The sequence below is a fragment of the Photobacterium sp. ABD4_091 genome, from assembly GCF_056160145.1.
The window spans coordinates 297,841-320,264 of record NZ_JBSWWQ010000002.1 but is presented as its reverse complement, the minus strand read 5'-3'; the positions used below and the strand labels follow the sequence as shown (position 1 = coordinate 320,264).

Sequence of the window (22,424 nt, the reverse complement as noted above, 5' to 3'; positions counted from 1 at the left end):
ATCACGCCCCTTTCACTGGTTCGAACACATCTTTGCCCAAGCCACATTCTGGGCATAAGAAGCTCTCAAGAATATCTGACCAACACGTCCCAACTTCAATCCCTTGATTCACCTCACCCACCGCAGGGTCGTAGATCCAGTTACAAACGGTGCACAGCATCTTCTGGCTATCTGACATTGCTTGTTCTATTGGTGCAGATACTGGCTCTGCTATTGCAACTGGCGCGGCGTCGTAAAAATCAACAGTTTCTTTCTTCGGCTTGGCAGCCAACGGTTGAACCGGCGGCAATGCTTTCAATGCCCATTGTTTAGCGATCGTACGGCCATGTTCACGACACTCACGCATCGCTTTACCATCAGGCTTCCATTTCGCTTTCAGCCCCACAGTTGTCTCAAATCCTGCATCTGTCAACCGAGAGTGAATACGGTCTACCGCGCCGCCATTCCAACCATAACTACCAAAGGCACCGGCTTTTTTATTTTTGAAGCGAAGCCCTGTGATTTCCTCAAGCATGCCGGCAACTTTTGGCATCATTACGTTGTTCATGGTAGAAGATCCGACCAAGATCCCTTTAGAACGGAACACATTAGCGAGAATTTCGTTCTTATCCTGACGCGAAACATTAAACACTTTCACGGCAACACCAGGATCAACATCGTGGATCCCCTGGGCAATAGCATCAGCCATCATTCGCGTGTTATTGGACATGGTGTCGTAAAAGATCGTAATGCGATCTTCCTGGTAGTTATCAGCCCATTCCAGGTATTGCTGAATGATCTGGGTCGGATTATCACGCCATACAATACCGTGCGAAGTCGCAATCATGTCTACCGGCACGTTGAAGCTTAGAACCTCATGAATCTTGACAGTCACCAAACCGCTAAACGGGGTGAGGATGTTGGAGTAATAGCGCAAACACTGCTCCATCAATTCGTTCTGATCGACTTCGTCGTTAAACAGGCGCTCATCGCAGTAATGCTGGCCAAAAGCATCGTTACTGAAAAGCACAGCATCACCGGTTAGGTAAGTCATCATGCTGTCCGGCCAATGAAGCATTGGGGCTTCGATAAAGATCAGCTGCTTGCCGTTACCAATATCAAGCGTGTCACCGGTTTTAACGACATTGAAATTCCACTCTGGATGGTGACCGACAATGGAGTCTACCGCGTTTTCTGTACAGTAAATTGGCGTGTTAGGGATGCGAGCCATCAACGCAGTTAGCGCACCAGAGTGATCTTCCTCTGCGTGATTAATATGAAGAACACGCCCAAGGAATTAACCCAGCTAGCACTGGATCTGACCCAAGGTATTTCCAGCCAACACCGGTTTGACCGGCTACTCTCTGTGATTAAGTCTCTTTTTGGCTGTGATTCATCAGCCCTACTGGCTTTCCGGGACCAACACTTTTCCCCGCTCGCGATTAACGGGCTTTATGAAGAAGTACTTGAGCGCCAGTTTCACATTGATGAACACCCTCGGCTGGAAGCTATCGCCAGAGCCGGCGACATCGTCCGTTTTCCTCATGACAGCGATCTGCCCGATCCTTACGATGGGCTAATTCCAAGCCATCAAGGGAACCTCCATGTCCATGCGTGTATTGGCCTCCCGCTTATCGCTAACGAGTCGCTCATCGGCGCGTTGACCATTGATGGTTTTGACCCCCACCAATTTGACCAGTTTAGTGATGATGAGCTCAGGGTGATCAGTGCCCTTGCCGCCGCAAGCTTGCACACCGCATTATTGATGGAGCAACTTGAATACCAAGCCCTCAATATGCCGGAACCGCAAGGAGCCAATAACTTCCAGGCCGGAAAACACCCCCAGTCCGAAAAGGTGGAGATGATCGGTAAGTCAAAAGCCATGGAGGGTCTCAGAAACCACATCCAAGCCGTTGCGGCGACCGAGCTAACAGTATTAGTCACTGGGGAAACTGGCGTGGGTAAAGAGCTGATCGCAGCTTCCATCCATCAAGCCTCACACAGAAGCCAACAGCCACTGGTTTACCTCAACTGCGCTGCACTGCCAGAGTCCGTCGCTGAGAGCGAATTGTTCGGCCATGTGAAAGGGGCATTTACCGGTGCCATTAGCGATCGCAAGGGCAAGTTTGAAATGGCAGATGGCGGTACCCTTTTCCTTGATGAAGTGGGTGAGCTGCCCCTCGCTTTGCAAGCGAAGCTTTTGCGGGTGTTACAATATGGCGATCTGCAACGAGTGGGTGACGATAGCGTACTGAAAGTGAATACCCGGATAGTGGCGGCGACAAACCGGTTGCTGCATGAAGAAGTGAAAGAAGGAAAGTTCAGGGCTGATCTCTACCACCGTTTGAGTGTGTTTCCCATTATGGCTCCACCACTTAGAGAGCGTGAGAATGACATCTTGCTTTTGGCAGGCTTCTTCATGGAACGCTGTAAAGGCAAGCTTGGCATTCAATCTATGCGCTTGAGCCAAGAGGCTGTAGCACAGCTCAGTGCATATTCTTGGCCGGGCAATGTCCGGGAGCTTGAACATGCCATCAACCGGGCATCTGTGGTGGCAAGGGCAGAATCAAATAACCTGGACTTCATTGAGCTCCAACCGCTGCATTTTGATTTCCATACAGAGTCTCATCTTCCGCCACCGGCGATACTCATAGCTCCTCCGAACCGCATTCCTACGAACAGCATGGAAAAAGCCCAATATCAGTGGATACCAATATTGGGCTTAAAGAGGCCACCAACTACTTTCAGTACCAGTTTATTGATGCGTGCTACCAACGTAACAACCAAAACTGGGCGGCAACCGCCAGAGAGCTTGAACTAGACGCAGGAAACCTCCATCGCCTAGCCAAGCGCCTTGGGTTAAAGTAACGCCTTTAGACGATGAAAGTGGACACCTTGTCATTCAAACTTGCTGCTTGCTGGCTAAGGCTTTCAGCCTGCTGGCGTGCTTGATGGGCGTCTTCCGTTAACTGATCACTCACATCCTTAATGGTGGTAGTATTTTGGGTGATTTCATCGGTCACATGGGTTTGCTCTTCAGCGGCGGTGGCTATCTGAGTAGCCATATCGCTAATCATCGCAACCGAAGCATTGATTTGCTCCAGCGCCACATTCGCTTCGTCAGCATCCTCAACAGTACACTGGGCTAGCTTGGAGCTGGTCTCCATCAAGTTCACCGCCTTGGTGGTAATTTGTTGCAAGGTAGCAATCATGCTCTGGATCTCTTCTGTCGAGGTATGAGTGCGCTGAGAAAGGACACGTACTTCATCAGCAACCACCGCAAAGCCCCTGCCCTGCTCACCGGCACGCGCAGCCTCGATCGCCGCATTCAATGCTAATAGGTTTGTCTGCTCAGCAATGCCTTGAATCGTCGATAGAATACTGTTGATGCCTTGAGCATGTTCATTTAGCTGGCTGATCACCGTAGAGGCTTCATTCACCTCATTGGCTAAATTCGAAATCGAATGGCGGCTTTGGATAACCAGTTCACGCCCACTGTTAGTATGAGAAGTAGAGTCTTGTGCAGCACGGGCGGTTTGCTCGGCATGTGAAGCAATTTCCTGAGTGGCTGACGCCATTTCAGTGACTGCTGTCGCTACCATGGTGATTTCATCTTGCTGGCGCTGAAGCTCCATGGCTTGCTTATCAGCACGGGATTCACTCTGTGATGCGCTATTACCTAACTCTTCACCCTGGTGGCGGACATGACGAATCAATGTTTGAAGGCTAGCCACGAACTGGTTGAAATTTCGTGCCAAATCACCCACTTCATCTTGCGTATCAATATTAATTCGCTGGGTTAGATCACCGCCACCCTGTGCAATCACACCCAAAGCCGAAGACACCTGCTGTAGCGGCTTGAACAAGTACATGCACAGTAAGTTAAACAAGAACGCACACACAACAACGACCAACAGCGTCATAAACAATTGTTCATATAAAGTACTGTACAGAGGCTCCAGTACTGACTTGGCATCAATCACAATGACCGTTTGCAAAGGCTTGCCAACAATTGGGGCGACATACAGGTAGCTATCTGTCCCATTGATATCAACCCGTTCAACATGGCGACCATTCGCCAAACGAGCAAGCAGACGGTCTGTTAAATCACTGTCTTTGTAATTGGTTGGCTGGTTTAGCAATGAGGTATCAGCATGGGCGAAAATATTGCCTTGGTCATTGGCAATAAACATGTAACCAGCCCCCGGCAAAACCACATTATCCAGCTGGCTGATAATATTTTTGATCTCTACATCCGCGCCAAGCACCGCCTGGCTGCCCAGCACATTCACTGCCTTCCCCATAGAGACCACACTGGCACCCGTCGCCGCCGCGACTGTCGGGTTTTCAACAGTTACCTTGCCATTTTGACCCAGTGCATTCTGGTACCAATGCCATTGGCGAGGATCGTTATTGCCATCAGGCAGCAATACTTGGTTGGCATTAACCTGTAAGCCATCAGAAAATGCCAAGAATACGTTATCAAAGCCAGCTGAATGCTTGACTTGTCGTAGGTGGACAGGGATCTCTTGCGCAGAAATATCAAGGGGAAAGGCCGATAGCGCCATGGCCTTTGAGTCGAGCCAATCGGTGACATATTCATTGTATGCAGAAGCAACACCACGGAGCCTTGCATTAAGATCATCATCAAGGCGGTTAAGGGAAGAGACAAACGAGAGTACAGTGACCAGAGCACCGCCAAGGATAATGGCAACGCTTGCGGAAATGGCAAGTTTCTGCCGTAAAGATAAACTGAGCATCTGTTTCCTTTATTATAAAATATAATGCATAAATTAATTCACACCTCGAATTATTACATTTTTATCTCGACAAGAGTATTACTTAGTAGCACTTTTTAACACTGAAATTATTTGTGCAGAATTAATTTGATCGCTATCAAGAAATGCAGTACCTCCCTGCATACAAAGCAACCCAATACGGAAATATTCCAATAAAATACATGCGTAAAAAAAAAGACCCTGAATGGGTCTTTTTACTAAAGGAATATTTTAACTCAATCCCTTGCATATCCATTGTTATAATGGCGGACATCCGGCACTATATTATGCTTATTAAGCAACCTGTACATTGTTGCCCTTGAAACCCCCAAGTCTTTTGCAGCTGATGCCACTTGTCCTCGATGAGTTTCTAGAACAGCAACCAGTACATCTTTTTCGGCTTCATCTTTAATATTACGTAAACTTTGCTTGAGGTTAGACTTACTTGGTAAGTCAAAGTGTTCAGCTTTAACCTCATTACCCTCAGCTAACAAAGCTGCACGCTTGACCTGATTAATCAGCTCACGGACATTGCCAGGCCAACTATAGCGTAATAACAGCTGCTTAGAGTCTTCTGAAAACGATGAGGCCATCGTACTGTACTCACGTGCGAACTTGGTCAAAAAGGTTTCAGCTAGCAAGAAGATATCTGAACCACGCTCACGCAAAGTTGGTACTTTGATATGGAATACATTCAGGCGGTAGAACAACTCTTTGCTAAACAACCCATTTGTCACCGCGGCTTCAAGGTCAGCACTTGTGGAAGCAATAATTCTTACATCTCCAGAAGCCTCACCCTCTAAGCTCTCACAACTAGGTGCCTGTAGATAAGCCAGCAACGTTTCCTGCAACTCTTTAGATAACTCATCAACGTTATCTAGCATGAGGGTACCATTAAATGGCGAACCATCTTCTTGACGATAGCTGCCATCTAGCAGAGCCATATTCTCATCATCTTGATTCAAAGCGGCACAATTAACTGCAATGAAAGGCGTGTTTTTACGTTTTGATAGGTTATGTACGGACTTCGCAATCAGCTCTTTACCAGTGCCATTTTCACCCGTAAGGAATACATTGACTTCGGTCATCGCTACACGACGAACCATATCGCGTAATTGTTTAATGGATTTTGACTCACCGTAAAGCCCCATGTCGTGCTGAGAGGTGATCTCAACCCAAGAGCTTGACTCAATCTCAAGCATACCCAACTGGTGTCCAATAGTGCTGAGTAAATGGCTGCTCGGAATAGGTACAGTAAAGTAATCAACGCAGAAGTTATTAATAAACTGACAGATAGCATCGGTTTTCAATTGTTCCTTTTTAATAATTGCTATCCATTTAACTTGTTTTGTTTTATTTGCCCTCAAAGAAATGCTGTTTAAGCTAAAATCATTATTACTTAAATCAACAACACAAATACACGGACTGTATTCTTCCAAGATTGAATCAACCGTACGTAGATCATAACAACAGTGGGTTTTCCATCCAGATTGTTCTAATAGCGCAATCCAAGGTTCGTAGTTACATCCTAGAGCTACTAAACGACCATCTATTGATTTGTTTTGACTTTGAGTCACCATCGAAGTCACCTTCTATCAACTTATATTTATTTTGGTTGTATTGAAAATATAGGTGACATTTTTGTGTTGTGACGCGTTTCAATTATAAGAAATTTCATTAAGACTATTGCAACCCTTAGAAAGCACACCCAATTCACATAATTATCAATAAGTTACAAAAGTGAAAAAGACATAAAAAAAATTGAACTTTTTATCAGTGACAAGAGTTTCACTAGAAATAAAAAAAAGCATTGTTAAGAAAACAATGCTTTAAATGACAAAAATGTACCAAATAACAAAAAATTAATGCACTTGGTTTAGTATCCGTTATGCAGAATTGCATGCTCCAAGCGGTTATTAAACAGGCTTTGTCGATTGAAGGTCTTAACATCAGCCTCAATATCCAAAACTGTTTGGGTTTGGATAGTAACGTCATCTTTGGTGTTTTGCACAACATACCCTATTGCATCACCAGAATCACTGACGTTTGCAACGTTACCCGCCCCATAGCTTAAGACCTTGAGCGGATCACCGTGATCATAGGTTTTCGTACCATCATGGCTTGTGAGTATACCGTTACTTATCGTAAAGTCTGCAACATGACTCGACAAAACGGTTTCACCATTTAATTGGGTTTTCACTGACAAGCCGATATTAATAACATTATCGTTAATTGAGACGAACCCGCCTCGCAGTGAGGACATTTCAGAATCAGACAACGTCGTCAGCCCCAGCTCGTCAATGGAAAGAAATCCAATAGATGCATGCGTTATAAGAGCGGAGCCACTAATTGCTGACGCAATAAATAACCGCGATAACTTTTTCATACTAGCCTCTAATATTCATTACTACCAGGCAGAGTAATGCTAAACGTTGATAGTGAGTCTCTGACAACAGCCTCTGACGTGGGAGATGTGTTATATATATTATAGTTATCTGCTGTAATGAAGCTTCCCCGGCCTTGCTCAACCATATTCTTAACCAATAAGACAGTCCCTTTATATACTTGTTCGAAGTCTTTAATTGGGATCATTAACGTTCCTCGCGAGGGATCCCCTAAAATAACATTATTTTGGTTCATCCCTTTAATCACGACGAAGTGCATATACCCATCAAAGTTTACTATAGTAATTGCCGGGATACGTAATTCATGAAACTTATCTAGTGGTATATTATACCCGTTTGCATCGAGTCCAACAGAATGCAGGTATTTTTTCATATCGAGCATGGAAAAACCTTGTTTTTCTATTTTATCTTTATCTCCATGCTTGAACATAAACTCAAAGATAGTACTTTCTTGAGATTCAATATCATAATGGTAAGTCAGCAGTGAGGCTACAGCAGCAGAGCCACAACTGAAATCATATTGCTGCCTGAATACATCACCAAACAGTTGCTCTTGGTAAGTTTTCACTTCCACGTTATAGCCCCCCCTGGATGGGAAATAATCCAAAGCATGGACACTTGATGACGCTAAAGCACTGATAAGCAGAATAATTGATTTTTTCATATGCTATCGCCTATCACACAATACTCCATAAAACACTACTCAAGCAAAGCAAGAAAGGGCCTTTCGGCCCTTAATCTTAATATGAGCCGCCACCACCAGGGAGGGTAGCTCCACCTGAGCCAACAAGCGCTGCGTTTGTACTTGTTGTTTGTTGTACCATTGAGTTGTTACCCACGTTCTGACCGGCAATGTTGATACCAGAAGCACTTTGGTAACCAGAATAAAGGGTGTTGGTTTGATCGATGACAACGTCTGGAGAAGTGCCTTTACAGCAAGCACCGCCATATGTCACTTCAGTACCCATTACATGACCATCAATTTTTGACTTGGCTAGGTATTTTTCAACTTCGATAGTGACTTTTTTGTCTAGCTCAAACTTAGTTTCAGAATTGTTTTTATATACTTTGTCGTAAGTGTTCCCAACATGCTTCATGATTAACTTGTCATCATCTTTATCTGCATAGTAAGTATCAGTATAGGTCTTATTGATAGTCGCATCTGCATTAAGAGTTAGCTCTTTGTTGAAGCTATCCTCAATGGTGACATCATCGATGTCATCATAGCCGTAGCCATAGTCATAGCCATCTGCAAAGGCCATTGGTGATGCGATAATTGCTGCTAAAAGCATAAGATTTGTTTTACGCATGATTAAACTCCGAATTTGTAATTATGTTATATCAAGTCCATTTGTATTGGTAATCTCACAAATATCTAAATAAACCAGAAGCTTTTTGTTACCCCTGCGAAACCAGCATTTAAGTGGTTGCTGACATAAAATGCCAGCAGAGATAGACTAACAATTACTTCAATGTCAGGTTTATTACGGTTGCATTTTGAATTAATACATTGTTACCGGTATTTTGTACGATATTATATACCCCAGACGAGTTGCTTAACGCATTTCCATCAAGCACATTGTTACCTGTAGTATTGTTATACGCACTATTATTACTAACATCGCCATACATCTCTGACTGCGCGAGAAGGTACTCAGATTCGAGCTCATATTCACCACCACGAGAGTGGGTCATAAATTCTTCACTTAACATCTCAGAGCTTGCTAGAATATCCAACTCCTCAGCAGCAGCTGTATTATATGAAATTAGCGCAACCACTATCAGTGTTAAATATTTCATGACATCCTCCTGAGGACTGCCGAAGCAGCCCTCAGTTATGTATTAATTACCTGCCAATGCTGCGTTGGTGCTAGCACTCTGTTGAACCAGAGAGTTGTTACCCGCATTCTGGCCCGCAATATTGATACCTGAGGCACCAGAGAAAGCGCCTGTCATATCATTAGATTGAGTTACCATTAAGCTTGATGGGTCAGATGAACCGCCGTAGTAGCCTTTACCTTTGCCGTACCCACCCTTGTCACAACAAGCACCACCGTATTCAACTGATGCATAGCCAACATGACCGTCAAGCTTAGACTTAGCAACGTTGTAAGTGTGCATTTCACTTAGTTCAAAGTTTGAAGAGTGCTCGTACACACTGTTGTCAATCCACTCTTTGCTGTAAGAGTTATTCACATCATGCATCTTCAATGTATCATCATCAGAGTAGTATTTGTGATCTACTGTATATTCTTTATTTACATCTAGAGTTAGATCTTTATCGATTGTTTTATTGAAAGATCCACTTACTTCAATGTCTTTACCATCATCATATGATGGGTAGTAAGGATTGTAATAATCGTTCGCTAGCGCAAGTGGTGAACTAACAACTGCTACTAAAAGTGCGATATGTGTTTTACGCATGGTCATACTCCAAATATATTTAGTAGTTATTTTCTTATAATCACTCGCATGTGTTTGCGAGATAACTTAACTATAGTGTTGGCAAGAAATGACCATGTATTATTTTTAATAATTTTTTGTCCATTTCATTATTTAATTTCCCTTTTAATTCCTAGAGCTTATAACGTAAAAAATATGAAAAAAATTCTCACTTTATCAACTTTAGGAATAATAACTCAATTAGTTTACATTGTTTTTTCTTCTCATTATTTAGAAAGCGCTCTCATTTAATAAACACGCATTTAATTTTCTCGAAAAAGAGATAACATCAAAATATTCTCACAAACAAGACTAATAATAAGATTCTTAATTACCATATAATTCTCACCTCTACTATTATTTTCTTATCTAGCAATATGCTTTTTTTATTGCATATATATAAGCAGAACTAACAACACTTTTTTGGGTATGCTAAGAGTATTAAGTGAGGAAATCGTGAGTACTTTCAACAACAAAAGCTTTATCGCGCTTCTTGCTTTGATTTCAGGGACTGTCTCCGCGGAAACAGACCAAACACCAGGCGCCTCTCAACCTGGCGAAAAACCTAAGCGAGTACAAACATTTGGCGATCTCCTTGACCCTGATTTGCCTGGTGTCCTGACACCAAAGGGATCGTTTGTTCTAGATACCAGTTTTTCATTCACGCAGAACTCTTCCAATACAGTATCTGTCGTCGGTTATACCGTTTTACCTTCTTTGCTCGTCGGCCTCATCGAGGCTAACGACACGGACAGGACTACGCTTACCTTTGGACTTACCGGTCGATATGGTATTACCAACCGTTTGGAAGTAGAAGCAAGGATTCCCTGGGTTTACCGCTATGACTCCATTTCGAAAAGAAGCGTAAGCGCCCCAAGTGAAGGTTCCCAGACACAAACTTTTGACAGTAGTGACCTTGGTGATATTGAAGCGGGATTTAAATATCAAATTAACATGGAAACGGCTCCCTATTGGATTGCTGGCTTGCGCTTCAAAACCACAACCGGGACATCTCCCTATGATGTTCCGGTAGACAGTACCTTCGGCTTCGAGGAATTACCTACAGGCTCAGGTTTTCCAAGCATTGAGCCCAGTGTCACCATGATTATGCCGATGGATCCCGCAGTCATCTACGCCAACTTAAGCTATATATGGAACATAAAAGATGATGTCACGACAGAAGTTGATAATACAACCACACGCAATGAAATAGATCTAGGCGACACAATTGGCTTCAGCGCCGGTATGGGTTTTGCTGTGAACCCAAAATTTTCCTTTAGCCTAGGACTAAGCCACAGAACCATACTTAAATCGAAAATTGACGGTCGTACCCAGGATGATGCAAAGTTACTTCAATTAGATTCCATCTCTATGGGGGCAAACTATGCCATCAACCCTGAAACCACTTTGAACGTGGGTGTCAGTGCTGGCTTAACTGCCGATGCTCCTGACTTCCAACTGACAGTCCGTGTCCCTTATACCTTGCGCTAACTAATCTGCTTGCCTTGCCCACTATAAAATAGCCCTACCTATTGCAGGTGGGGCTATTTTCATGACTAAAGTCTAATTTTCCTCTATGCTATGTCGCTACTACTATGTGTTACAGGAAAATAAGAATGCCGACGCCATTAGATCCAAGCCAAATCGAACAAATTCAAGGCTATGATGCTGAAAAGCGATACAAGTATTTGGTGAAAGAAGTGGTGAGTAACCGCGAAATCTGGATTCTGACGGATGAGCATGGTTGTGTCATGCTAAATACCGATGACGAAGATTGTGTACCTGTGTGGCCGAATAAAGAATTTGCTGAGTCTTGGGCAACCGGAGAGTGGGACAACTGCAAAGCAGAAGCTATATCACTCAACAAATGGCACAGCCGCTGGACAGTCGGCCTTGAAGACGATGAACTTGCCGTCGTTATTTTCCCAAACCAAGATGAAGATGGTCTTGTGGTTTTCCCTGATGAGCTGGATTTTGAGCTGAAACAGCAAGCAAAAAAATCAGGTAACCGCTAAACCAACCAATAAAAACCTATAGCTCGGGGGCGATCTCATCATTTCGCCCCCCATTTTAAGGATATCAGCCATGGAAGCGCTTCTCGCTAAGCTTAAATCCCAGCCAGATTCAGTCTCATTTACTGAAGTAATGAGCGCTATTGAGAAGAATTATACTTACCAACCGACTCCATTTACCAACGGACTTGGTAATGACACCCTGATAAATGAAGCTGGCTCCAATGAAGGATCGTGCCGGATCTTCGCGTTTGCGAAACTTAATTGCTTATCTGAAGCGGAAACCCTCGCCTGTTTTGGTGACTATTACCGTGTTGACGTTCTGAAGCACCCCGACAGAGATGATCACCAAAACATTCGCCACTTTATGAAATACGGCTGGCAAGGTATTCAATTTGCTCAGGCTCCACTAAGTGAAAAGGCCTGCGCTTAGGAAGGTAGGTTAGAAATACCCAAGTAGCTTCAAGGTGCTCGGCTCAGTGAGAATTACTTGGGTAAAAGTACTCTTAATTTACAGTTTTTTCTGGCAGTGAGAGCACTTCTCTGGAGGCTTCATGAAAAATGGAGAGCGTGATGGACTGCCGCAGCTATCACAAAACTTTGTAGAACGGATCGTCAACCAAGTTAATGGCACCATAAATAGCAATAAACCTATTAACATTGCCATCGGTGGTTGTAAGTAAACAATCACCGCACCTATCACAACATTGCTAGCAACTGTATAAATTGGCCACAACTTACGCTTTCTTTCAACATCCGTCCCTCTTTGAAACAACATATAGCTTCCTGCAGCCATCGCCAGCCAAATTGCGGCAAAGATAATCATTAAGTTTTGTTGCATCGTTTATCTCTTCATTAACATCACTTTGGCATTCTATCATTTTCCCTGAGCTCATCGTAAATGTTCCGTAAACGCTGCTAACTTTATAATCCAAAACCCGCCTCACCCTGGACAATAAACAGTCACATGTGATGCAAAGCTTGTCTTGTGGCCACGCACCCCATTAAAGAATGATTTTCTATTTTTGCCCTTGATCACATTGCAAATCTGTCGATTGGGAAGCGCGTCACAGGATGATAATTTACCACCCGCTTTTCTACTTGGTTCCTATTGAAAACCCAGCCCCCGCCCAGATATCTTACGTGTACCGCTTGAACTTAGAGCGGTGATACCAAGGAGATCCAATGATCGCGAAGTCTTTGTTCAGAACGTGTTTTGTTCTGTTATGTGTTTTCGGACGTGGCCCAGTTGCCAATGCAGCAGTACCACAATTTACTGATTCGGAGTTTAAGCTTCCATCCCCAACACAAGACACCAAGGATAACTTCCAACGCTCACTAAGCGGTTTATTCGCAATACCCAGCTTCCGTCAAGAAACTTTGAGCCAGCCTTACCATAACTTCGACGAGCTATACCATCACGCTCATACAGCCCAGCATGAGCTGGAGCAACTACTGACTCACATCAGCCTTCACACAGAAGCTAAACCTATCATTCCGGGTATTAAGTCTCGCCAACGCGCAGAGCAGAAAATCGCCACAGAACTCAATGGCCAACCAGAAAAGCTGACAGATCTCGCCCGTGGGACACTGGTTGCCAATAATATTTCTTCGTTAGTCGACGCATTTAACCACCTTAGCCGTGAGAGCACTATCGTAGAAACAAAAAACCGCTTCAAGCAGCCGGCTTCATCTGGCTACCGTGACTTGAAAATGCTGGTTCAGCTCCCTCAATCAGGCTTAATTGCTGAGGTACAGATCCACCTAGATACCATTGCCGAGATCAAAAGCGGCCCCGAACACGACATTTACGTAGCGATTCAGCATATAGAACGCCAAGCAAACCTTGAGCAGCGTGAATTGAATGATATCGAAGTGGCCAAAATCAAGGCGTTGCGCAAGCAATCACAGCAAATGTACCAGCAAGCATGGCACCAGTATTTACAGCCTGAACCACTAGCCATGGCAAGTTAGTTAAAAGGAATATTAGAGGGGAGCTGCTTGCTCCCCTTTTTATTTCAGCCGCTTACCACTTCCTCTGTCAGGCCTTTGTTAACTCTCATCAATGAATTTTCCAAATTCATCCAGCGTTCAGATAACTCTGTTAATCTATGAAGCATAGAGTAGCTAGCAACTCACCCCAAAATACGTCACTTTTTCTGAGCAGGTCCTTACCCGCTGAGATGCACCTTTTTACGTATGATGCCCGATTCGATCGGGCAACCAAGGAGTTGTTTGATGGATTTGAAATCTGTACTTCGAACGTGTTTTGTTCTGTTTTTCCTGACCCGCGGGTCAGCGATGGCAACACCATTGATGACAGACTACTCTGGGCAAGATTATGAGTTATCACCAAAGCATTCAGAAGCCAGTAAAAAGTCGTTCCAGAAAAGTCTGAGCGGTCTTTATAGCATTGAGAGCTGGCGCGCTGCTGATATCCAGCAGCCACACCAAAATTTTGAAGATTTATACAAAGTGGCTCCTTCAGTCCAGCAGGAACTGGCAAACCTGATGAATGAAGTGGGTCTGATGACAAACACCAACATCGTCATACCTGATGTGAAATCACGCGAACGAGCCGAGAAGAAAATTGCCACCGAGCTTAATGGCGATGCCAGTAAGATTACCGATCTTGCCCGTGCATCCCTCGTTGCTGACGATATTCCTGGCTTGGTGCACGCTTTTGAGTTGATTAGCAAAGAGGCGACGATTGTCTCGGTTAAAAACCGATTTAAATCGCCAACAGACTCAGGCTACCGTGATTTGAAACTGTTGGTTCAGCTGCCAGGCTCTGAATTGATTGCTGAAGTTCAGCTGCACTTGGATGCCATTTCTGAAGTAAAAAATGGTGAAGAGCACAAGATTTACGAGCAGATTCAGCACATCGAGCGTACTGCGCTAAGCCAGAGCCGCCCGCAGAGTGAATTTGAAGTGGCTCAAATCAACAAGCTGCGTGCTACTTCGAAAGCACTTTACCACGATGCGTGGCAGCAATACCTTCAGCCTGCAAGTATCGCGGTTTAAACTTCCCCCAGAGGTCACTACGATTGGGTAGTGGCCTCTCCCCCTAAACGATTATTCATCCATTAAATCATTTCAAGTTGTTTCAGTTTTAAGCGAGATTCTCATTCTTGACTACGCTTTTATGTGGTGGCTATGGAATCTTGATCCAACTTCAACTCAACTTGGGGCCATAACAACAACGCAGCCCCTAATTACAGAGACCGCGTTATGACCAATAGATACCAACCCATAGACTACACACTGCAGAATTACCTCGAGCAAGCCTGTGATGCCCATTATGACGTCCTGCTTGAGCTCACGGATGACAGCACTGTGGAAGGCCAATGTATCAACACTGAAATTCACCCAGACCGCTCTGAATGGCTGGTGTGTAAAACACAATACCAGTACACCAAAATACGGCTTGATTTCATTTCCAAAATGAAGTCATTGACTCCGGGTTCAAGTTTTTCAGAAGTCACGTCTTCTTCGCCACAGGTCATTTTCAAAGGATAAAAAAAGAGCACCTTGGTGCCCTTCTTCATCATTTGCGATGCACTAGTTAGTGATCATTTATGAACCATGATCTCCAAGATCTGAACATCGGTTTGGGTCATTGCGCCGTTGGCTAGTGCTGACATATTGCGAATTGAAGCATCAACATCATCAGCAACAATGCCTTCATTGCCTGTTACTCGAATGCCATCAAGCGCCATCAAAGCCGCTTTAATCGCTGCGCTTGCAGATGAGGATACTTTCATTGCACAGCTTGTTTTGGCACCGTCACAAATAATGCCAGTGATATCACCAATCATGCTGCAGATTGCATTGCTGATGTGGCTAAACTGACCACCAAGCAACCAAGTCATACCCGCTACTGCGCCCATCGAAGCGGTAGTTGCCCCGCAAAGGGCTGACAGTTTATTTTGATAACTCTTAATATAGATAGCCATCAGGTGAGACATCATCAGAGCGCGAATAGTTGTTTCTTGATCTGCCTTTATATGCTCCGCCACCACGACGACCGGCATTGTTGCTGCAATACCTTGGTTACCTGATCCTGAGTTGCTCATCGCCGGTTTCATCGCACCATCCATGCGGGCATCAGAAGCCGCTGATGTACGACGAAGAATGTCCGTCAATAGACCACCTGACAGTAAACCACGGTCCACATTGCGCTGGAACGTCGCCCCGATTTGTAAGCCATATTTGCCTGTCAAACCTTCTTTCGACAGTTCATCATTGAGCGAGTATGCCTGTGAAATAAAGTCGATATCCTCAATCGGTGCATTTAACGCAAATTCAAAAATATCATGGGCTGTAGCTTGCTCGAAAATATTCTCTTTGGCTGCTGGCTGTGCTGAATCTGCTTGATCGGCAATAAACAACACCTGGTCATTTTTTTCAATAGAAACAACACGTGTGTGGCTATCTGCAATGATCACGGTTACCAAGTCAGTACCGCTGCGAACAGTCACTTTGGCAAACAAGATATTACTAACATCAGCCACACCTACAGATACTGATTTGCTATCTAGCATCTCTCTAGCTTTATCAACATCTACAGGCGTAATATTTTTAAGTACTTCAAGACCAGCATCGGCATCACCCGCAATTGCACCCACTGCCGCAGCAATGGGCAAACCGACCATTCCGGTACCAGGCACACCAACACCCATACCATTTTTCATCAGGTTAGGCGAAACAAAAGCATCAATTTGGGTTGGGATGCCCCCCAGTTCGCGCGTGGCTAAAGCAGCGGCCAAGGCAACAGAAACAGGCTCGGTACAACCCAGCGCCGGGACAACTTCACGCTTTACAGTTTCAATGAAACCATTCCATAGATGCTTTTTCATGTTCATCACCTTTATGCTATTCGGTAGGGCTACGGGCTTATTGAAATGCGAAATGAGGAAATATAAGCCGTAAGATTTATAAGGCTAATGTACAGCTATCTTGAGGAAAATGTTTTCTTATTTACCCTACTCCAACCATGATATTTAGAAAGTTTTTCTCCTAAGGCCGTGAAGTGTGACATAAATCATGCATTATTCCACCACCAATGCAAATATTCACACTATCAAACTATAAGCCTCACCACCCCCAAGCCGCGAAAATAAAAACACTATGCATACCTTGAAAAACGATCTGTCTACGACCATAAAAAACGGCCTCATAAGAGGCCGTTCAAAGGAAAATAATCTCTCTGTTACCAGTAGCAGGGTTAGCTGGCCGCTTTCAATTCAAAAGCACTCGCTTCAGCCACTTCCTGACCAAGTAGCTCGGCGGCAATGGTTTTAAGCAAGAAGGTTTCACGCTCAATCGACATGCCTTTCTTTTCGCTGTTGGCGATGGTGTGTTCATTGTGGGCAATGGCATCAAAGATATTGATCCAAACTGGCTTCATGCCGTTTTTCACTTCGTAATCTTCCAATTTGGTATCACCCAGTTTCTCGTCGATCGTGCAGACATAGCAGTAAGAAAGCATATGCATGATATCAAAGTCTGGCTTGTACCAAGGGCGGTATTCTTCGTAAATACCAAACTCACGGATATCACGAATGTTCTGCGCGCCGGTTTCTTCTTCCAGTTCGCGGATCAAGCCTTCGATGGCGTCTTCACCCTGATCGATACCACCACCAGGTAAGGTGTAATCGTGGTAACGCTCGGTATACAGCATTAGGATATTGTCGCCATTGAGAATGATGCCTCGTGCAGCCTTACGGTGAAACGTATTTCGGTGAAGCTCAGACGTTTCTAAATGTTGTAAATCAGGATGCACGGTCGCTTTCAGTAATCGCATGTATATTTTCCGAACGTTTTAACAAGCCGTGCATTCTAGCGGATAACCTTCAGTTCCCCAAGTTAAAGCATAAAAGTATTCATCCGCTTAACCATTGTTAACCCTGGCGTACAGTCATACAGTCTCAATGCTGTTAGCACGCATTGCACCCCGAGTATTGAGCGGTTAAACACATCACCATTTTCACTAAATATGGTCGCCACCCCTTCGCGTAGCAGTTGGTTCTTGGTCTTCGTCGGCAACGAAAACTGCCACTGGTTCGCTTTCGGTTTATCTACATCAATTGGGCATGGGATATGGCCGGGATAGGTTTGCCATGGTGTTTCTAGGGCTTGAGGGTAGCTGTGCTGCAGCCACGCTATATAGACACCATGCTTTAAAACCCAACGAGTATCCATTGAATAAATAGCCTTGAGCACTGACTTGCTGTAAAACGGAAGGCAAAAGTCGAGTTGGAATAGATCCATGTCTTCAAATGGTAAGGCGACATGGTGATGTTGATCGTTTTCCCATAAGAATAATTGGTAGGCTTTTAGCAGTGGCAAATGCGAATACTCACTCAGGCTAACCATGATATTTTCCCGCAACCGCTGCTGCAGTTTGGCGCCTTGCTTGATCAATCGCTGTGGTATATAGGCCATCTGTTGTTCTATATAACAGTCAACTAATCGCTCAAGGTTTTCTTGCTTGCAGGCCTCTACGATAGCCTCCCCGGTGTAAATCTGGCCAACACAGACACTCCCACCATTTCCTGACCAAAAAAGCCGAGGACGGGATAATTTGTCGTAGTACTCAAAGCTATTCGCTTTCCAATGCTTTCCAAGTCGCTGCTCTACGGTCAGTTCTTGGGTATCTGTCACTCGAATGCTGTGCAGGGGGATTTGGTGGTGGGCTGCAAATTGCTGCCCAAAAGAAGCATCTTGTGAATGGTTTCGGGAAAAGTTCAAGCATTCTAGCTCCACACCACGCCTTTTCAGCTCCGTCGCTATGGTGCGTGAATCCAACCCACCCGATAATGTACTGATAACAGCAGTGTCAGACCCAAGATAACGCTCAACAGCCTGTTTAAAACCGTAGTCCAAATGCTTGATCCCCTCCTCTAATGAGCAGGCTTCTAGGTCATACTCGGACCACTTGAAATAGCGCCTTCTGTTTACACAAACCTCAGGCTCAGGGCGTTTTGAAACCGCGATCTGCATCATTTCACCCGGCCGTGAAGCAAGGACTTGGCTATACGGCGTTTTGCTGCCTAGCGGATACCCTAGAGTCGCAATTTCAGTCAGCGCTTCGAGGTCGTTGTCGATAGGGATGCCGAGTTCAGGGAAGATCCGTAAGCAAGTACTGAAAATGACCGCGCCTTGAAAATGCATGAAGTAGTAGGGGCGTATGGCTAAGCTATCTGTGTATATGTTCAGACAGTGCTTTTTTTTGAGGTAGTGAAAGGTACAAAACGTCCCCTCGCCTTCGAGTAATAATTTCTCCGGTTCAGTACTTTCCTGAAGGTGCTCTAAATCCTTTTCTAAGCAAGATGAGAGCAGCGGATGGCCAGTTGTAACAATAAAACTGTTCTCGCCGTCTACCTTCGCTGGCTTTCCGAAGCTTTGGTAATCGACATGGCAGAGAAACAGGAAAGGGTCAGAAAAGCTGTCCCGGACGTCTCCTTGATTACGTGATATATGCCTCTCGATATTGTGTTTTACTGCTGTTAGCTCCGGCGTCCAGCGAGTTGAAAAAATGCCTGCGACTATACTCATTGCCTACTCCTTTTGATCTATATGAACAATTAGGCAATTTGTAAGCCAACTCAGGCACAGCAATAAGAATATGTTTTTATTAACTTATTTACAAAAAACCATGAACTAATAACTGCTATTTGCTAATTGCAAAGCAATACAAAAACACCCCCAATCCAAAATTTGGATTGGGGGTGTTCCGACGTTATGCTGGTTGTTATTTTTCAATTAAGATGACTAATTAAAATCAAATAGCCGCTTGAAGAAAGTTTCTACCTTCTTAACACAACCCTGTTTGAGTGTTCCTTGCGGATCCCAGGCAGGCAGGTGGGTTTTGCCCACACAGCTTTGCGATAACACCCCTTGCTGATCCCGGTAATAATCAAAATCAGTAATTTGAGCTGGGGTTTGTATAACCAGCGGTTCAGGATCACGGCTCTGTATATAGTCTGCATACAAACGCAATGGCCCAGATGACCCCGTCAGTTTCACCGCTTTGTTATCATCACGCCCCATCCATACCGTCACCACTTCACGGCCATCGACACCAACATACCAGCTATCTCGGCCTCTATCTGAGGTACCGGTTTTGCCAGCCAAGCGTGAAGATGGCAGCAAAGAATTCAGGTAACGTCCAGTACCTTCAGTGACAACACGTTGTAAGCCATACATGGTCAACCAAGCCGCCTGCATGGAGACCGCCTGAGTCGACACAGGCAAAGACTGGTACAAGATATTGCCTTCACTATCAACCACCGCACCTAGTGCCGAGAGTTCAGTTCTATGCCCGCCGCTAGCAATGGTTTGGTACATCTGGGTGACCTCTACCGGAGTTAAGGTGAATGCCCCTAGCAGCATTGACGGTAACTTCGGTACTTCATTTTTATCAATACCGAGCTTTTCCATGGTATTAATGACTTCATCCAAGCCAACAGCCATCCCCAAATTCACCGTCGGAATGTTATAAGATTTTGCCAACGCACTATACAGCGGGACTTCACCCCGGTATTGGCGGTCGTAGTTACGTGGAGACCAGTTTTCGCCATTTTGTCCTTTCAAAGTCAACGGCCTGTCTTGAAGGCTGGTTGCAAGAGAGAAACGCTTTGGCATCTCAAGCGCTGCCAGGTAGACCGCTGGTTTTACGACCGAGCCAATTTGACGCTTTGCATCGACCGCACGGTTAAAACCGTCGTATCCAGGTCGAGAGCCTCCAACCATGGCTCGGATTTCTCCACTGACACGGTCGGCAATAACAACCGCAGTTTCAAGTTGATCGCCAGCCTTAGATTCAAGCTTCGGGATCACTTTACGTACCGACTGCTCTGCCATGGCCTGCGAGCGGGGATCAAGCGTTGTGAATAGTCTTAGCCCTTGGCCCGGCTGATAGTTTTTCACTTTCGCCGCCAGTTCACGTTGCAATTGGCCAAAATATGCAGGCTGACGGTTAGAAATCGTCCCTTTTTCTTGAATATTTAACGGCTTTTCTACGGCAGCAAGGTAATCCTCTTGTTCCAGCACGCCATTTTCGAACATCAGTTGCAATACCAAGTCACGGCGGCGCTTGGCACGCTCAGGGTAACGCCATGGGTTGTAATAAGATGGTCCTTTTACCAGTCCAACCAACAATGCTTGCTGGTCAACACGTAATTCAGACAGCGGCAAGCCGAAGTAAAACCGCGCACCCAATTCGAAGCCATGAACGGCATCTTTACCACTTTGGGCTAAATAAACCTGATTTAGATAGGCATCGAGAATTTGATCTTTGCTATAGCGATAGTCAATGATAAGCGCCATATAGGCTTCGCGGGCTTTACGCCATAGACTGCGCTCGCTGGACAAAAACATATTTTTGGCCAGCTGCTGAGTCAGTGTACTACCACCTTGAACCGTGCGCCCTGCTTTTAAGTTAGCAATAAATGCCCGTGCAATGGCGGTAGGTGACACACCATCATGCTGATAAAAGTCACGGTCTTCCGTTGCTATCAACGCATCAATCAAACCTTCCGGCATTTCATCCATAGAGCGATAAATGCGCTGCTCTTCAGTTTTTGCTTCCAACATACCGAGCAGCTTGGGTTCGACGCGGACATAACCAAGTTCGCGGCTTGAATCTACCTCAACGATAGATTTTACTTTGGAGTAATCAAACTCCACCACAACATGCCTGGCCTCTTGCTGACCATCACGAAATTCAAATGGACGACGAATGAATTCTACTTTCAGCCGACTCGTCGTATATTCTCCCGGACGCGTAGGCTTACTGACTTTACGGTACTTCAGTGCTTCAAGTTCATTGATCAGATCGTCATAACGGATAACCGCTCCAGGCTGAAGAGCGAGTTCACGCGCATACACAACAGAAGGAAGTTGCCATAGCTGCCCTTCAAACTTCGCTGTGACTTCTTCATTGAGATCCATGCCCATTTTAATCAAGCCTCCCGTAGTCAGTAGGCAGATACCTACTACGGCAAACTTTAACTTCCGGTAAGAACGACGTGGCTTAACACTTTTCTTTGGTGTCGAGGATTCAGATGATGAGATACTCAGTTCAGTTATTTGAGGCTCAATGCGCTTCTGTTGCTTGGTCATAATATCTGTTTCGTTACAAATTCGCGCCGACCTTACCGCAAGGTTCCGCGTATTTTGTCAGTACTTTGTCAAAGCACACCAAGCCCAAAATCCACTCTGACACGTCCAATGACGCTAAGCCCGTTCCACAACTGGAAATTGTGATCAAAATCGCGCAAAATACGCGCCCCACTACTGATAGCCAAGCAGAGATAAAATGGAACGCGATTACAAACTAGAGTGCCTGTTAACGATGCCACGTCATGAGCTGGAAGAATTCAGCTTACGTGTTATTGGCCGTATGGTGCCTGAAGATATGATGCAAGAGATCTTTACCTTCGAACAGGAAGAGATCGACAGCGAAGATCGTATGAAATCTGCCCAGTTTGATGCCATGCTGCGTATGACAGCCATTGCACTCGGCGAAGTCAGTGCCGCATTTGCCGAATCAGAAAATGCCAAGCAAAACACCGAGCGTATGACCCGCCTTATCCTATGGCACTTCTACGCAATGTCATTCAATTTGGAAGAAGCGGTAACACTTGAGCAGCACTGCGAGCAAGTGGAAAAGCTGCTCATCAATGCCCCGCAGGATGCCTTTGGCTGGATTAAGGTATTGACGGATCTGCTTCACACTTACGCTGAACTCAACGAACAGCGAAATGGCAAATAACCCGCCATTCGATTTCTAAGTCATTAAT

The 22,424-nt window shown here is 44.9% G+C and carries 19 protein-coding genes and 2 pseudogenes; 8 read left to right on the top strand and 13 right to left on the bottom strand.

Annotated elements, in window-relative coordinates; genetic code table 11:
- Position 1: 1 nt before the first annotated feature.
- Positions 2-1,201, bottom strand: a pseudogene (norV, locus tag ACXAGQ_RS15675) (anaerobic nitric oxide reductase flavorubredoxin); the annotation flags it as partial.
- 54 nt (positions 1,202-1,255) lie between these two features.
- Between norV and norR the strand changes: the two are divergent.
- Positions 1,256-2,847, top strand: a pseudogene (gene norR, locus ACXAGQ_RS15670) (nitric oxide reductase transcriptional regulator NorR).
- A gap of 5 nt (positions 2,848-2,852) precedes the next feature.
- Here the strand turns inward: norR and ACXAGQ_RS15665 are convergent.
- From ACXAGQ_RS15665 to ACXAGQ_RS15635, 7 genes are all read right to left on the bottom strand, one after another.
- On the bottom strand, positions 2,853-4,739 hold the full coding sequence (locus tag ACXAGQ_RS15665; RefSeq protein ID WP_475255075.1) for a methyl-accepting chemotaxis protein: 1,887 nt from the start codon (positions 4,737-4,739) through the stop codon (positions 2,853-2,855).
- Positions 4,740-4,993: 254 nt separating this feature from the next.
- Complete coding sequence (locus ACXAGQ_RS15660) at positions 4,994-6,337, bottom strand: VpsR-related response regulator (protein ID WP_475255073.1); 1,344 nt, start codon at positions 6,335-6,337, stop codon at positions 4,994-4,996.
- 296 nt (positions 6,338-6,633) lie between these two features.
- On the bottom strand, positions 6,634-7,143 hold the full coding sequence (locus ACXAGQ_RS15655; RefSeq protein ID WP_475255072.1) for a hypothetical protein: 510 nt from the start codon (positions 7,141-7,143) through the stop codon (positions 6,634-6,636).
- An 8-nt stretch (positions 7,144-7,151) separates the two neighbouring features.
- Entirely contained in the window at positions 7,152-7,826 is a 675-nt protein-coding gene (locus ACXAGQ_RS15650) for a C39 family peptidase (protein ID WP_475255071.1), read from the bottom strand.
- A gap of 76 nt (positions 7,827-7,902) precedes the next feature.
- Entirely contained in the window at positions 7,903-8,472 is a 570-nt protein-coding gene (locus tag ACXAGQ_RS15645) for a hypothetical protein (protein ID WP_475255069.1), read from the bottom strand.
- A gap of 154 nt (positions 8,473-8,626) precedes the next feature.
- Positions 8,627-8,962: a carbon storage regulator gene (locus tag ACXAGQ_RS15640; protein WP_475255068.1), complete on the bottom strand. Its 336-nt coding sequence runs from the start codon at positions 8,960-8,962 to the stop codon at positions 8,627-8,629.
- 42 nt (positions 8,963-9,004) lie between these two features.
- A complete protein-coding gene (locus tag ACXAGQ_RS15635; RefSeq protein ID WP_475255066.1) occupies positions 9,005-9,586 on the bottom strand; it encodes a hypothetical protein in 582 nt (193 codons plus the stop codon).
- Positions 9,587-10,060: 474 nt separating this feature from the next.
- On the opposite strand from ACXAGQ_RS15635, the gene ACXAGQ_RS15630 reads away from it, so the two are divergent.
- The 3 genes from ACXAGQ_RS15630 to ACXAGQ_RS15620 all read left to right on the top strand — a co-directional run bounded on the left by ACXAGQ_RS15630 (position 10,061) and on the right by ACXAGQ_RS15620 (position 12,049).
- Positions 10,061-11,095 carry a transporter gene (locus ACXAGQ_RS15630; protein ID WP_475255065.1) on the top strand — a complete coding sequence of 345 codons (1,035 nt, stop codon included), beginning with the start codon at positions 10,061-10,063 and terminating at the stop codon, positions 11,093-11,095.
- 125 nt (positions 11,096-11,220) lie between these two features.
- Positions 11,221-11,619, top strand: coding sequence for a DUF2750 domain-containing protein (locus ACXAGQ_RS15625; protein WP_475255064.1), 399 nt, complete (start codon positions 11,221-11,223; stop codon positions 11,617-11,619).
- 70 nt (positions 11,620-11,689) lie between these two features.
- Positions 11,690-12,049 carry a HopJ type III effector protein gene (locus tag ACXAGQ_RS15620; protein ID WP_475255062.1) on the top strand — a complete coding sequence of 120 codons (360 nt, stop codon included), beginning with the start codon at positions 11,690-11,692 and terminating at the stop codon, positions 12,047-12,049.
- 78 nt (positions 12,050-12,127) lie between these two features.
- On the opposite strand, the gene ACXAGQ_RS15615 is transcribed toward ACXAGQ_RS15620, so the two are convergent.
- Positions 12,128-12,457: a hypothetical protein gene (locus ACXAGQ_RS15615; RefSeq protein WP_475255061.1), complete on the bottom strand. Its 330-nt coding sequence runs from the start codon at positions 12,455-12,457 to the stop codon at positions 12,128-12,130.
- Positions 12,458-12,801: 344 nt separating this feature from the next.
- Between ACXAGQ_RS15615 and ACXAGQ_RS15610 the strand changes: the two genes are divergently transcribed.
- From ACXAGQ_RS15610 to ACXAGQ_RS15600, 3 genes are all read left to right on the top strand, one after another.
- Complete coding sequence (locus ACXAGQ_RS15610) at positions 12,802-13,590, top strand: nucleotidyltransferase family protein (protein WP_475255059.1); 789 nt, start codon at positions 12,802-12,804, stop codon at positions 13,588-13,590.
- A gap of 270 nt (positions 13,591-13,860) precedes the next feature.
- Entirely contained in the window at positions 13,861-14,640 is a 780-nt protein-coding gene (locus tag ACXAGQ_RS15605; protein ID WP_475256600.1) for a RelA/SpoT domain-containing protein, read from the top strand.
- Positions 14,641-14,847: 207 nt separating this feature from the next.
- Positions 14,848-15,135, top strand: a complete 288-nt coding sequence (locus tag ACXAGQ_RS15600) for a Rho-binding antiterminator (RefSeq protein WP_475255058.1) — start codon at positions 14,848-14,850, stop codon at positions 15,133-15,135.
- A gap of 53 nt (positions 15,136-15,188) precedes the next feature.
- On the opposite strand, the gene ACXAGQ_RS15595 is transcribed toward ACXAGQ_RS15600, so the two are convergent.
- The 4 genes from ACXAGQ_RS15595 to mrcB all read right to left on the bottom strand — a co-directional run bounded on the left by ACXAGQ_RS15595 (position 15,189) and on the right by mrcB (position 21,744).
- The gene (locus tag ACXAGQ_RS15595) at positions 15,189-16,475 is read right to left on the bottom strand and encodes an L-cysteine desulfidase family protein (protein WP_475255056.1); all 1,287 of its coding nucleotides are present in this window, start codon (positions 16,473-16,475) and stop codon (positions 15,189-15,191) included.
- Between the two features lie 368 nt (positions 16,476-16,843).
- Positions 16,844-17,422 carry an NUDIX hydrolase gene (locus ACXAGQ_RS15590; RefSeq protein ID WP_475255055.1) on the bottom strand — a complete coding sequence of 193 codons (579 nt, stop codon included), beginning with the start codon at positions 17,420-17,422 and terminating at the stop codon, positions 16,844-16,846.
- A 62-nt stretch (positions 17,423-17,484) separates the two neighbouring features.
- On the bottom strand, positions 17,485-19,176 hold the full coding sequence (locus ACXAGQ_RS15585) for an asparagine synthase-related protein (protein WP_475255054.1): 1,692 nt from the start codon (positions 19,174-19,176) through the stop codon (positions 17,485-17,487).
- Between the two features lie 216 nt (positions 19,177-19,392).
- A complete protein-coding gene (mrcB, locus tag ACXAGQ_RS15580) occupies positions 19,393-21,744 on the bottom strand; it encodes a penicillin-binding protein 1B (RefSeq protein WP_475255053.1) in 2,352 nt (783 codons plus the stop codon).
- 196 nt (positions 21,745-21,940) lie between these two features.
- Between mrcB and ACXAGQ_RS15575 the strand changes: the two genes are divergently transcribed.
- Positions 21,941-22,396: an exoribonuclease R gene (locus ACXAGQ_RS15575; RefSeq protein WP_475255052.1), complete on the top strand. Its 456-nt coding sequence runs from the start codon at positions 21,941-21,943 to the stop codon at positions 22,394-22,396.
- The last annotated feature ends 28 nt before the right edge of the window (positions 22,397-22,424 follow it).

What these genes read in the sequence shown, in the direction of transcription:
- ACXAGQ_RS15665 (WP_475255075.1), bottom strand. Translation starts at nt 4,739, where the DNA reads ATGCTCAGTTTATCTTTACGGCAGAAACTTGCCATTTCCGCAAGCGTT.
- ACXAGQ_RS15660 (WP_475255073.1), bottom strand. Translation starts at nt 6,337, where the DNA reads ATGGTGACTCAAAGTCAAAACAAATCAATAGATGGTCGTTTAGTAGCT.
- ACXAGQ_RS15655 (WP_475255072.1), bottom strand. Translation starts at nt 7,143, where the DNA reads ATGAAAAAGTTATCGCGGTTATTTATTGCGTCAGCAATTAGTGGCTCC.
- ACXAGQ_RS15650 (WP_475255071.1), bottom strand. Translation starts at nt 7,826, where the DNA reads ATGAAAAAATCAATTATTCTGCTTATCAGTGCTTTAGCGTCATCAAGT.
- ACXAGQ_RS15645 (WP_475255069.1), bottom strand. Translation starts at nt 8,472, where the DNA reads ATGCGTAAAACAAATCTTATGCTTTTAGCAGCAATTATCGCATCACCA.
- ACXAGQ_RS15640 (WP_475255068.1), bottom strand. Translation starts at nt 8,962, where the DNA reads ATGAAATATTTAACACTGATAGTGGTTGCGCTAATTTCATATAATACA.
- ACXAGQ_RS15635 (WP_475255066.1), bottom strand. Translation starts at nt 9,586, where the DNA reads ATGCGTAAAACACATATCGCACTTTTAGTAGCAGTTGTTAGTTCACCA.
- ACXAGQ_RS15625 (WP_475255064.1), top strand. Translation starts at nt 11,221, where the DNA reads ATGCCGACGCCATTAGATCCAAGCCAAATCGAACAAATTCAAGGCTAT.
- ACXAGQ_RS15620 (WP_475255062.1), top strand. Translation starts at nt 11,690, where the DNA reads ATGGAAGCGCTTCTCGCTAAGCTTAAATCCCAGCCAGATTCAGTCTCA.
- ACXAGQ_RS15615 (WP_475255061.1), bottom strand. Translation starts at nt 12,457, where the DNA reads ATGCAACAAAACTTAATGATTATCTTTGCCGCAATTTGGCTGGCGATG.
- ACXAGQ_RS15610 (WP_475255059.1), top strand. Translation starts at nt 12,802, where the DNA reads ATGATCGCGAAGTCTTTGTTCAGAACGTGTTTTGTTCTGTTATGTGTT.
- ACXAGQ_RS15600 (WP_475255058.1), top strand. Translation starts at nt 14,848, where the DNA reads ATGACCAATAGATACCAACCCATAGACTACACACTGCAGAATTACCTC.
- ACXAGQ_RS15595 (WP_475255056.1), bottom strand. Translation starts at nt 16,475, where the DNA reads ATGAAAAAGCATCTATGGAATGGTTTCATTGAAACTGTAAAGCGTGAA.
- ACXAGQ_RS15590 (WP_475255055.1), bottom strand. Translation starts at nt 17,422, where the DNA reads ATGCGATTACTGAAAGCGACCGTGCATCCTGATTTACAACATTTAGAA.
- ACXAGQ_RS15585 (WP_475255054.1), bottom strand. Translation starts at nt 19,176, where the DNA reads ATGAGTATAGTCGCAGGCATTTTTTCAACTCGCTGGACGCCGGAGCTA.
- mrcB (WP_475255053.1), bottom strand. Translation starts at nt 21,744, where the DNA reads ATGACCAAGCAACAGAAGCGCATTGAGCCTCAAATAACTGAACTGAGT.
- ACXAGQ_RS15575 (WP_475255052.1), top strand. Translation starts at nt 21,941, where the DNA reads ATGGAACGCGATTACAAACTAGAGTGCCTGTTAACGATGCCACGTCAT.